The organism is Pseudomonas sp. WS 5412, from assembly GCF_012985615.1.
GTDB lineage: Bacteria > Pseudomonadota > Gammaproteobacteria > Pseudomonadales > Pseudomonadaceae > Aquipseudomonas > Aquipseudomonas shahriarae.
Genome location: NZ_JAARMB010000004.1, coordinates 31,161 through 43,524, shown reverse-complemented (window position 1 = coordinate 43,524; position 12,364 = coordinate 31,161). Strand labels below are relative to the sequence as shown.

The 12,364-nt window shown below is 62.0% G+C and carries 9 protein-coding genes; all 9 read left to right on the top strand.

Annotation, left to right across the window (positions count from 1 at the left end):
* Window positions 1-92 precede the first annotated feature (92 nt).
* A complete protein-coding gene (locus tag HBR94_RS07280) occupies window positions 93-2,312 on the top strand; it encodes a primosomal protein N' (protein WP_170044442.1) in 2,220 nt (739 codons plus the stop codon).
* A 180-nt stretch (window positions 2,313-2,492) separates the two neighbouring features.
* Window positions 2,493-4,229 carry an arginine--tRNA ligase gene (gene argS / locus HBR94_RS07275; RefSeq protein WP_170044441.1) on the top strand — a complete coding sequence of 579 codons (1,737 nt, stop codon included), beginning with the start codon at window positions 2,493-2,495 and terminating at the stop codon, window positions 4,227-4,229.
* A 1-nt stretch (window position 4,230) separates the two neighbouring features.
* A complete protein-coding gene (locus tag HBR94_RS07270; protein WP_115127198.1) occupies window positions 4,231-4,932 on the top strand; it encodes an SPOR domain-containing protein in 702 nt (233 codons plus the stop codon).
* Between the two features lie 255 nt (window positions 4,933-5,187).
* Entirely contained in the window at window positions 5,188-5,718 is a 531-nt protein-coding gene (hslV, locus tag HBR94_RS07265) for an ATP-dependent protease subunit HslV (protein WP_017738857.1), read from the top strand.
* Window positions 5,719-5,756: 38 nt separating this feature from the next.
* Window positions 5,757-7,094 carry an ATP-dependent protease ATPase subunit HslU gene (hslU, locus tag HBR94_RS07260; RefSeq protein ID WP_057437226.1) on the top strand — a complete coding sequence of 446 codons (1,338 nt, stop codon included), beginning with the start codon at window positions 5,757-5,759 and terminating at the stop codon, window positions 7,092-7,094.
* 162 nt (window positions 7,095-7,256) lie between these two features.
* On the top strand, window positions 7,257-7,634 hold the full coding sequence (locus tag HBR94_RS07255) for a DUF971 domain-containing protein (RefSeq protein ID WP_057437225.1): 378 nt from the start codon (window positions 7,257-7,259) through the stop codon (window positions 7,632-7,634).
* Window positions 7,635-7,884: 250 nt separating this feature from the next.
* Complete coding sequence (gene phaC / locus HBR94_RS07250; RefSeq protein WP_057958071.1) at window positions 7,885-9,564, top strand: class II poly(R)-hydroxyalkanoic acid synthase; 1,680 nt, start codon at window positions 7,885-7,887, stop codon at window positions 9,562-9,564.
* 156 nt (window positions 9,565-9,720) lie between these two features.
* A complete protein-coding gene (phaZ, locus tag HBR94_RS07245; protein ID WP_057437223.1) occupies window positions 9,721-10,578 on the top strand; it encodes a poly(3-hydroxyalkanoate) depolymerase in 858 nt (285 codons plus the stop codon).
* A gap of 102 nt (window positions 10,579-10,680) precedes the next feature.
* Window positions 10,681-12,363: a class II poly(R)-hydroxyalkanoic acid synthase gene (phaC, locus tag HBR94_RS07240; protein ID WP_170044440.1), complete on the top strand. Its 1,683-nt coding sequence runs from the start codon at window positions 10,681-10,683 to the stop codon at window positions 12,361-12,363.
* Window position 12,364: the final 1 nt, after the last annotated feature.

The following is a 12,364-nucleotide window of genomic DNA, read 5'->3' as shown; positions in this document are numbered from 1 at the left end:
CCCCTTTCATCAGAAACTGTGGCAGGACACTCCCCTGCGGGTCTGCTAGGCTCGCGCCCTTCTCCACCGCCTGCCATATGAGAACCTCCCGCGTGCCCGACGCCATTTTGCGCCTCGCCCTGCCCTCGCCCCTGCGCCGTCTGTTCGATTATCGGGCGCCTGCGGGTGTCGTGCGGTCGCAGTTGCAGCCGGGGATGCGCGTGCGCGTGCCGTTTGGCCGAAGGGAGATGATCGGGATTCTGATCGAGGTGGCGGACCACAGCGAAGTACCGGCAGAAAAGCTCAAGCCGGCCCTGGCCATCCTCGATGCCACGCCACCGCTGCCGGCGTCGCTGTTCAAGCTGTGCCTGTGGACCTCCCAGTATTACCAGCACAGCCTGGGCGATACCTTGAGCTGGGCCTTGCCGGTGCTGTTGCGCCAGGGCGAGTTGGCCGAGGCCCGCCAGGAGCGTTTCTGGTCGATGGCCCCCGGCGCGCGCCTGGACGACCCACGCATCGCCCGCGCCCCGCGCCAGCGTGAGGCCCTGGCCACCCTGGCGCAGCATCCCCATGGCGTTGCTCACCAGTTGCTGAGCAAGCTGATGTTGAGCAAGGACAGCCTCGACCTGCTGCTGGCCAAGGAGCTGGTGCAAGTGGAAATCCGCCGCCACGCCCCCGGCGAACGCCATGAACACTGGCTGGCCCAACCGGAATTGCCGCTGAACCCGGAACAACGTGCGGCCTTTGAGGCCATCAGCGCCGGTGCCGACAGCTTTCACGCGTTCCTGCTGGCCGGTGTCACCGGCAGCGGCAAGACCGAAGTCTATTTGCAACTGATCCGCGAAACCCTGGAAGCCGGCAAGCAGGCACTGGTGCTGATCCCCGAAATCAACCTCGGCCCACAGACCCTGGCGCGCTTCGAGCAACGGTTCAATGCACGGATTGCCCTGGTGCACTCGGCCGTCAACGACCGCGAACGCCTGGAGTCCTGGCTCGCCGCCCGGGACGGCGAAGCCGACATTATTATCGGCACCCGCTCGGCGCTGTTCACGCCGATGAAAAACCCCGGCCTGATCATCATCGACGAAGAACACGACGGCTCTTATAAGCAGCAGGAAGGCCTGCGCTACCACGCCCGCGACCTGGCCCTGGTGCGTGCGCGCCAGGAAAACATCCCGATTGTGCTGGGCTCGGCCACCCCCTCCCTGGAAAGCCTGCACAACGCCTACACCGGGCGCTACGGCCTGCTGCGCCTCAACGAGCGCGCGGGCGGCGCCAAACAACCGCACTTCCTGCGCCTGGATGTGAAAAGCCGGCCACTGGACAGCGGCATTTCCGGGCCGATGCAACAAGCCATCGGCCAGACCCTGGCGGCCGGCCAGCAAGTGCTGGTGTTCCTCAACCGCCGGGGCTTTGCGCCGACCCTGCTGTGCCATGACTGCGGCTGGATGTCCGAGTGCAACCGCTGCGATGCGCGCATGACGGTGCACCAGCGCTCCGGCGAGTTGCGCTGCCACCATTGCGGCCATGTGGAGCGAGTGCCACGCCACTGCCCGCAATGCGGCAAAGTCGACCTGCGGCCGGTAGGCGCCGGCACCGAGCGCGCCGAGGAGCGCCTGGGGATTCTGTTCCCGGACTTCCCGGTACTGCGGGTGGACCGCGACAGTACGTCGCGCAAGGATGCGATGAACCAGCTGTTCGCCACGATCCAGAAAGGCCAGCCGTGCATCCTGGTGGGCACGCAGATGCTTGCCAAAGGTCATCACTTCCCCCGCGTGACCCTGGTTTCGATCCTGGATGCCGATGGCGGCCTGTTCTCCGGGGACTTTCGCGCCAGCGAACGCATGGCGCAGCTGATCGTGCAGGTCGCAGGCCGCGCCGGGCGTGCCGAAGAGCCAGGCAAGGTGATCATCCAGACCCACCTGGCCGACCACCCATTGCTGATTCAACTGACAGAACAAGGCTACTTCGCCTTCGCCGAGCAGGCCTTGAGCGAGCGCCGCTCCGCCGGTTTGCCCCCCTTTGCGCACCTCGCGCTGTTGCGCGCCGAGGCCCATAAACCGGGGCAGGCCGAAGGTTTCCTGGATGAAGCGTGCAGCGCGGCTGAACGTTTGCTCGGCGAGCTGGGTCTGAGCGGCATCGAGTTGCTGGGCCCTGTGCCTGCACCGATGGAGCGCCGCGCCGGGCGTTATCGCGCACAGCTCCTGTTGCAAGCCACCGCCCGCGCGCCGCTACATCGGCTATTAAGTAGCTGGTTGCTTGCTCTGGAGCAAATGCCCAGCGGGCGACAGGTGCGATGGTCGTTGGATGTCGATCCGGTGGATTTGTACTGATAGGTAAATCGCTATCGCCGGCAAGCCAGCCTACATTTTGAACGGTGGGCTTGCCCGCGATGAGGCCCGCAGGTCCAGTAACCGACCTTGATGGTTGGCAAGCCCGCCCTCGCACCGGATAATGTCCAGTTTTTCCACCTGCGCATCGCGCGCCGCCGCATGCGGTCGAAAGAGAACACCATGAAAGACACAATTCGCCAGTTGATCCAACAAGCCCTCACCCAACTCGTCAACGAAGGTGTGTTGCCTGAAGGCCTGACGCCGGCGATCCAGGTGGAAAACTCTCGAGACAAGACCCACGGCGACTTCGCCAGCAACATCGCGATGATGCTGGCCAAGCCCGCGGGCATGAAACCGCGCGACCTCGCGGAAAAAATCATTGCCGCACTGCCATCTGATCCGCAGGTCAGCAAGGCCGAAATCGCCGGCCCCGGTTTTATCAATATTTTCCAGAACACCCAGGCCCTGGCTTCGCGCCTGGACGCAGCCCTGGCCGACGCCAAGATCGGCGTGCGCAAGGCCGGCCCGCTGCAGCGTGTGGCCATCGACCTGTCGGCCCCCAACCTGGCCAAAGAGATGCACGTCGGCCACCTGCGCTCGACCATCATTGGCGACGGCGTGGCGCGGGTCCTGGAGTTTCTCGGCGACACCGTGATCCGCCAGAACCACGTAGGCGACTGGGGTACCCAGTTCGGCATGCTGATGGCATACCTGCAAGAAAACCCCATCACCAGCAACGAGCTGTCGGACCTGGAAAACTTCTACCGCGCCGCCAAAAAGCGCTTTGACGAATCCGAAGAGTTCGCCAACCGCGCCCGTGGCCTGGTGGTCAAGCTGCAGGCCGGCGACCCGGAGTGCCTGGAGCTGTGGGCACGTTTCCGCGATATTTCCCTGTCCCACTGCCAGAAAATCTACGAGCTGCTGAACGTCAAACTGACCATGGCCGACGTGATGGGCGAAAGTGCCTACAACGACGACCTGATCAACGTGGTCAACGACCTCAAGGCCAAGGGTCTGCTGGTTGAGAGCAACGGCGCCCAGTGCGTGTTCCTCGAAGAATTCAAGACCGCCGACGGCGAACCGCTGCCGGTGATCATCGTCAAGGCCGACGGCGGCTATCTGTACGCCACCACCGACCTGGCGGCCGTGCGCTACCGCAGCGGCGTGCTGAAAGCCGATCGCGCGCTGTACTTCGTCGACCAGCGCCAGTCCCTGCACTTCCAGCAAGTGTTCGAAGTGGCGCGCCGCGCCGGTTTCGTCACCCACCCGATGCACATGGAGCACATGGGCTTCGGCACCATGAACGGCGCCGACGGCCGCCCGTTCAAGACCCGCGACGGCGGCACCGTGAAGCTGATCGACCTGCTGAACGAAGCCCAGGAGCGTGCCTACAACCTGGTGAAAGAAAAGAACCCGGAACTGGCCGAAGCCGACCTGCGCAATATCGCCAAGGTAGTGGGTATTGGTGCGGTGAAATACGCCGACCTGTCCAAGCACCGCACCAGCGACTACAGCTTCAACTTCGAGCTGATGCTCAACTTTGAAGGCAACACCGCGCCGTACCTGCTGTATGCCTACACCCGTGTGGCGGGCGTGTTCCGCAAGCTGGGCAAGGATTTCAGCGAAGTCGAAGGGCAGATCGTGCTGGACGCGCCCCACGAGCAGGAACTGGCGGCCAAGCTGGCGCAGTTCGGCGAAGTGCTCAACAGCGTGGGCGAGAAAGGTACGCCACACATTCTGTGCACCTACCTGTATGAAGTCGCCGGGTTGTTCTCCAGCTTCTACGAGAACTGCCCGATCCTGAGCGCCGACGACGAAACGCAAAAGCAAAGCCGCCTGCGCCTCGCCGCACTGGCTGGACGGACCCTCAAGCAAGGCCTGGAACTGTTGGGCCTGGAAGCTCTGGAGCGTATGTAAGTTGGCAGCCAAGAAAAAACCTGCACCCAAGCGCGGCGCCAGCCGCTACCAGGCACCGGCAAAACAACCGATCCCGGGCTGGATGTGGCTGGCCATCGGCCTGTCGGTCGGTGCGTTTATCGTGTTCCTGATGAAGCTGGAGCCGGGCCAGGGCGAAGACGTGAAGCGGGTCAAGCAGGAGCAGCAGAAGGCCAGCAAGATCGCCGAAGCGAACAAGACACCGCCGAGCCCGACCGCGCCGGTGAAGCCGAAGTACGACTTCTACACGTTGCTGCCGGAATCGGAAGTGATCGTGCCGCAAGACGCCGTGCCGGAGAAAACCCTGCCGACCCCGCAAGTACCGACCACCCCGGTGACCCCGGCAGAAGCGGCGAAGATCGACACCGCGCGGGCCCAGGCCGCACTGGCCGGGATTACCCCGCCACCGGCACCACCGGTCGCCACCACCAAGGCGGCGCCGGTGACCAAGTTCTTCCTGCAAGCGGGCTCGTTCCCCAAGCAGGCGGATGCGGACCGAGTGCGGGCGCAGATTATCCTGCTGGGGCAAGCGGTAACGGTGGAATCCGGGACGGTGAAGGAAGCGACCTGGTATCGCGTGCTGGTGGGGCCGTTCAGCAACCGTGAACAGCTGACCGTGGCGCAGAAACAACTGGCGGGCGCGGGCTTTAGCAACCTGTTGTTACAACAACGCCAGAGCCGCTGAGCCGCAGCCAACACGGATCAACTGTGGGAGCTGGCTTGCCGGCGATGACGGTGCATCAGTCAATATTTTCAGTGACGGGTGCACCGCTATCGCAGGCAAGCCAGCTCCCACATTGGTTTTATAGGGCTCTCGAGCCTGTGCCAGTGCGCTAGACACCACTCGTCCGCGCACCCTTCCTACGGTTGAAATCTCCCCCGCCACCCCCATATGAGTTCCATCAGGGCATTTTCGCCCCGCAGCGTGGAGACTCTCCCCTTGACCACCATCGTTTCAGTTCGTCGCCACGGCAAAGTCGTCATGGGCGGCGACGGCCAGGTTTCCCTTGGCAATACCGTGATGAAAGGCAACGCGAAAAAAGTGCGTCGCCTGTACCACGGCCAGGTCCTTGCCGGTTTTGCAGGGGCCACCGCTGACGCCTTTACCCTGTTCGAGCGTTTTGAAGGCCAACTGGAAAAACACCAGGGCCATCTGGTACGTGCCGCCGTCGAACTGGCCAAGGAGTGGCGCACCGACCGCTCCCTCAGCCGCCTCGAAGCCATGCTCGCCGTCGCCAACAAAGACGCGTCCCTGATCATCACCGGCAACGGTGACGTGGTTGAGCCCGAAAACGGCCTGATCGCCATGGGTTCCGGTGGGGGCTATGCCCAGGCCGCAGCCAGTGCCTTGCTGAAAAAAACCGACCTGTCGGCCCGGGAAATCGTCGAGACCGCCTTGGGTATCGCCGGCGATATCTGCGTGTTCACCAACCACAACCTGACCATTGAGGAGCAGGACCTCGCGGAATAAGCCGTCGGCTTTTTCCTGCTTGAGGACCACACACCACTATGTCCATGACTCCCCGCGAAATCGTCCATGAACTCAATCGCCATATCATCGGCCAGGACGATGCCAAGCGCGCCGTTGCCATCGCCCTGCGTAACCGCTGGCGCCGGATGCAACTGCCCGAAGAATTGCGCGTTGAAGTAACCCCCAAGAACATCCTGATGATCGGCCCGACCGGTGTCGGCAAGACCGAAATCGCCCGGCGCCTGGCCAAGCTGGCCAACGCACCGTTCATCAAGGTCGAAGCCACCAAGTTCACCGAAGTCGGCTACGTGGGCCGTGACGTCGAGTCGATCATCCGTGATCTGGCCGACGCCGCCCTGAAGTTGTTGCGCGAACAGGAAATGACCAAGGTCAGCCATCGCGCCGAAGACGCTGCCGAAGAGCGCATCCTCGACGCCCTGCTGCCACCGGCACGCGCGGGCTTCAATGAAGACGCCGCTCCTGCCTCGGATTCCAACACGCGCCAGCTGTTCCGCAAGCGCCTGCGTGAAGGCCAGTTGGACGACAAGGAAATCGAGATCGAAGTCGCCGAAAGCGCTGGTGTCGATATCTCGGCGCCGCCTGGCATGGAAGAAATGACCAGCCAGTTGCAGAACCTGTTCGCCAACATGGGCAAGGGCAAGAAGAAAAGCCGCAAGCTCAAGGTCAAGGACGCGCTCAAGCTGGTGCGTGACGAAGAAGCCGGGCGCCTGGTCAACGAGGAAGAACTCAAGGCCAAGGCCCTGGAAGCCGTCGAGCAGCACGGCATCGTGTTTATCGACGAGATCGACAAGGTGGCCAAGCGCGGCAATTCCGGCGGCGTTGATGTCTCCCGCGAAGGCGTACAGCGCGACCTGCTGCCGCTGATCGAAGGCTGCACGGTGAATACCAAGCTGGGCATGGTCAAGACTGACCATATCCTGTTTATCGCATCCGGCGCGTTCCACCTGAGCAAGCCAAGCGACCTGGTGCCGGAGCTGCAAGGCCGCCTGCCGATTCGCGTGGAACTCAAGGCACTGACCCCGGGCGACTTCGAACGCATCCTCAGCGAGCCACACGCTTCGCTGACCGAGCAATACCGCGAGCTGCTGAAAACCGAAGGCCTGGGGATTGAGTTCCTGCCAGACGGTATCAAGCGTTTGGCGGAAATTGCCTGGCAGGTCAACGAGAAGACCGAGAACATCGGTGCCCGTCGCCTGCACACCTTGCTTGAGCGTCTGCTGGAGGAAGTATCCTTCAGCGCCGGCGACATGGCGGGCGCGCAGAATGGCGTGGCGATTAGGATCGACGCCGACTACGTCAACAGCCACCTGGGCGAGTTGGCGCAGAACGAAGACCTGTCTCGTTATATCCTGTAAGACTTGCACAGGAACCGCTCTGCTTTAATGTGGGAGCGGGCTTGCTCGCGAATGCGGTGGGTCAGTTTCTGCAACTGTGACTGACCCACCGCATTCGCGAGCAAGCCCGCTCCCACATTTTAAAGCCGGTTCCTTCAGGATCATCCACGAGCGGTTCCCCCAATGTCTAAAATGCCCACCGCCATCAATCTGCACAAAGCCTCCAAGACCCTCTCTCTGACCTACGGCCCCGACGAGGTCTATCACCTGAGCGCCGAACTGCTGCGGGTGCACTCACCTTCCGCCGAGGTCCAGGGCCACGGCAAACCGATCCTGCAATTCGGCAAGCTGAATGTCGGCCTGACCAAGATCGAACCTGCCGGGCAGTACGCACTGAAATTGACCTTCGACGACGGTCATGACAGCGGACTGTTCACCTGGGACTACCTCTACCAACTCGCCGTACGTCAGGACGCGCTGTGGGCCGATTATCTTGCCGAGCTCAAGGCGGCCGGAAAAACCCGCGACCCGAGCCAGTCCGTCGTCAAGCTGATGCTCTAAATCAAGCCTCTTGCTCATTAGTGGGCATTTTCTAATTTCATCTGCTTGAATGCCCTGTGGTGTGACCAAAGATTGGTCCGCTTGCGCATTAAATAAAACTCGGGTAACCAATGGAGTTGGCAAGTTCCCTGCATTTTACGATGCGGTATCAACGGTCACCCGAGCAGCAGTACCAGGCTTGTGTTGTGCCTCGATAATTGGGTGCACAGCGGTACCCGGTACTCGTCTTTCGGACAATGGAGCGTCGTGGATGAGTAACAAGAATAACGATGACTTGAAACGCCAGGCCTCGGAAAACACCCTGGGGCTGAACCCGATCATCGCATTACGGAAAAAGGATTTACTGGCTTCTGCACGCATGGTGCTAACCCAGGCCATCAAGCAACCCCTGCACAGCGTCAAGCACGTCGCCCACTTTGGCGTCGAATTGAAAAACGTGGTGTTCGGCAAGTCCGAGCTTGCCCCTGAAAGCGATGACCGTCGTTTCAACGACCCGGCCTGGAGCCAGAACCCGCTCTATAAGCGCTACCTGCAAACCTACCTGGCGTGGCGCAAGGAACTGCACGACTGGATCGGCGACAGCAACCTGTCGGAGCAGGACATCAGCCGTGGGCACTTCGTCATCAATCTCATGACCGAAGCCATGGCCCCCACCAACAGCGCCGCCAACCCGGCAGCGGTCAAACGCTTCTTTGAAACCGGCGGCAAGAGCCTGCTCGATGGCCTCTCGCACCTGGCCAAGGACCTGGTGCATAACGGCGGCATGCCGAGCCAGGTGAATATGGGTGCCTTTGAAGTGGGCAAGAGCCTGGGCACCAGCGAAGGCGCGGTAGTGTTTCGCAATGACGTGCTGGAGCTGATCCAGTACAAGCCGATCACCGAACAGGTGTACGAACGCCCACTGCTGGTGGTGCCGCCGCAGATCAACAAGTTTTATGTGTTCGACCTGAGCCCGGACAAGAGCCTGGCGCGTTTCTGCCTGCGCAATAACCAGCAGACCTTTATCGTCAGTTGGCGCAACCCCACCAAGGCCCAGCGCGAATGGGGCCTGTCGACCTATATCGAAGCGCTGAAAGAGGCGGTCGACGTGGTCACGGCGATTACCGGCAGCAAAGACATCAACATGCTCGGCGCCTGCTCGGGCGGCATCACCTGCACCGCGCTGCTGGGCCACTATGCGGCGCTGGGCGAGAAGAAGGTCAACGCCCTGACCTTGCTGGTCAGTGTGCTGGACACCACCCTCGACACCCAGGTAGCCCTGTTCGTCGATGAGCAGACCCTGGAGGCGGCCAAGCGCCATTCCTACCAGGCCGGCGTGCTGGAAGGCCGGGACATGGCCAAGGTGTTCGCCTGGATGCGCCCCAATGACCTGATCTGGAACTACTGGGTCAACAACTACCTGTTGGGCAATGAGCCACCGGTGTTCGACATCCTGTTCTGGAACAACGACACCACGCGCTTGCCGGCGGCCTTCCACGGCGACCTGATCGAACTGTTCAAGAACAACCCGCTGATACGGGCCAATGCCCTGGAAGTGTGCGGCACCCCGATTGACCTCAAGCAGGTGACGGCCGACATCTACTCGCTGGCGGGCACCAACGACCACATCACGCCCTGGCAGTCCTGCTACAAGTCGGCGCAACTGTTTGGCGGCAAGGTCGAGTTCGTGCTGTCCAGCAGCGGGCATATCCAGAGCATCCTCAACCCCCCCGGCAACCCCAAGGCGCGTTACCAGACCAGCGAGAGCATGGGCGAGAAGGCATTGGACTGGCAGGAAAACGCCACCAAGCATACCGACTCGTGGTGGCTGCACTGGCAGGGCTGGCTAGGGGAGCGTTCGGGCAAATTGAAGAAGTCGCCTGCGAACCTAGGCAATAAAGCCTACGCGGCGGCGGAGGCTGCACCAGGGACATACGTTCACGAGCGCTAAGGCCACACTTTTGTGTGATTGCAATGAGATCAAATGTGGGAGCTGGCTTGCCTGCGATAACGGTGGGTCAGCCAACACATGTACTGACTGACCCGCCGCTATCGCAGGCAAGCCAGCTCCCACATTGACCGCAGTAACACTTCACAGGGCTTGAGCATGCCGCAACCGTTCATCTTCCGTACCATCGACCTGGATGGCCAGACCATCCGCACGGCGGTACGACCGGGCAAGTCTCACTTGACGCCACTGCTGATTTTCAACGGCATCGGCGCCAACCTTGAGCTGGTGTTTCCGTTCGTCCAGGCCCTGGACCCGGACCTGGAAGTGATTGCCTTTGATGTACCCGGAGTGGGCGGGTCATCGACACCCAGCCGCCCCTATCGCTTTCCCGGCCTGGCCAAACTCACCGCGCGCATGCTCGACTACCTGGACTACGGCCAGGTCAATGCCGTCGGGGTTTCCTGGGGCGGCGCCCTGGCACAGCAATTTGCCTACGACTACCCGGAGCGCTGCAAGAAGCTGATCCTGGCCGCCACCGCCGCCGGTGCCTTTATGGTGCCCGGCAAACCGAAGGTGTTATGGCTGATGGCCAGCCCGCGGCGCTATATCCAACCGTCCCATGTGGTGCGCATCGCGCCGATGATTTACGGCGGCTCGTTCCGCCGGGATTCAAAACTGGCCGCCGAACACGCAAGCAAAGTGCGCTCGGCCGGCAAGCTGGGCTACTACTGGCAGCTGTTTGCGGGCCTGGGCTGGACCAGCATTCACTGGCTGCACAAGATCAAGCAGCCGACCCTGGTGCTGGCCGGCGACGACGACCCGCTGATCCCCTTGGTCAATATGCGCATGCTGGCCTGGCGCATCCCCAATGCGCAGTTACACATCATCGACGACGGCCATCTGTTCCTGATTACCCGGGCCGAAGCGGTGGCACCGATCATCATGAAGTTTCTCCAGGAGGAGCGCTTGCGCGCGGTGATCCATCCGCAGCCGGCGCCCCATAGCCACACCTGAGCGGTATCGGGTCAGGACGACCCCTACGCGCAACTTGGCCAGAACCGACTATGGTTCTGAATTGGCGTGCTTGTTGGCGAATTGACGAAGGAGTGTTGACCCATGCGTGACCGACCCGTAAACGTCCCGGCGCCTACACCCGCCGCGTTCATCAATGCACAAAGTGCAATCACCGGCCTGCGCGGCCGGGATCTGCTATCGACCCTGCGCACTGTCGCCGCCCACGGGTTGCGCAACCCGTTGCACAGCGCCCGGCATGCGCTGGCATTGGGTGGGCAACTGGGCCGGGTGCTGCTGGGTGAGACCGTGCATGAACCCAACCCCCACGACAGTCGCTTCGCCGACCCTACCTGGGCCCTCAACCCCCTGTACCGGCGCAGCCTGCAAGCGTATTTGAGCTGGCAGAAACAAACCCGGCACTGGATCGACGACAGCAGCCTGAGCGACGACGACCGTGCACGGGCGCACTTTGCCTTCTCGTTGCTCAACGATGCAGTGTCACCGTCCAACACCCTGCTCAACCCGCTGGCGATCAAAGAGCTGCTCAATTCCGGCGGCCACAGCGTGGTGCGCGGCGTAAGCAACCTGTTCGATGACCTGCTGCACAACAATGGCCTGCCACGCCAGGTCACCAAGCAGGCGTTCGAGGTGGGCAAGACGGTAGCGACCACGCCCGGCTCGGTGGTGTTTCGCAATGAGCTGCTGGAGCTGATCCAGTACAAGCCCATGAGCGAAAAACAGTACGCCAAGCCACTGCTGGTGGTGCCGCCGCAAATCAACAAGTACTACATTTTCGATTTAAGCCCGGCCAACAGCTTCGTGCAGTACGCCCTGAAAAACGGCCTGCAAGTGTTTATGGTCAGCTGGCGCAACCCGGACGTGCGCCATCGCGAGTGGGGCCTGTCGACCTATGTGGCGGCGCTGGAGGAAGCATTGAATATCTGCCGGGCGATCAGCGGCGCCCGCGAAGTGAACCTGATGGGCGCCTGCGCCGGCGGCCTGACCATCGCCGCCCTGCAAGGCCACCTGCAGGCCAAGCGCCAACAACGGCGGGTCGCCAGTGCCACTTACCTGGTAAGCCTACTGGACAGCCAGATCGACAGCCCCGCCACGCTGTTTGCCGACGAACAGACCCTGGAAGCGGCCAAGCGCCGTTCCTACCAGGAAGGGGTGCTGGATGGTCGCGACATGGCCAAGGTCTTTGCCTGGATGCGCCCCAATGACCTGATCTGGAACTACTGGATCAACAACTACCTGCTGGGCAAGGAGCCGCCGGCGTTCGACATTCTGTACTGGAACAACGACAACACCCGCTTGCCGGCGGCCTTGCATGGCGATCTGCTGGATTTCTTCAAGTACAACCCCTTGAGCCATCCCGGTGGCCTGGAAGTCTGCGGCACGCCCATCGACTTGCAGAAGGTTACCGTCGACAGCTTCAGCGTGGCCGGGATCAACGATCACATCACCCCGTGGGACGCGGTCTACCGTTCGACCTTGCTGCTGGGCGGCGACAAACGTTTTGTGCTTTCCAACAGCGGGCATATCCAGAGCATCCTCAACCCGCCGGGCAACCCCAAGGCGAACTTCGTCGAGAACCTCAAGCTGAGCAGCGATCCACGCGCCTGGTACTACGACGCCAGCCACATCGAGGGCAGTTGGTGGTCGCAGTGGCTTGAGTGGATCCAGCAACGCTCCGGGGTGCAGCGCGAAACCCTGACGGCCCTGGGCAACCAGAACTACCCACCGATGGAAGCAGCACCGGGCACCTATGTGCGGGTGCGCTGAG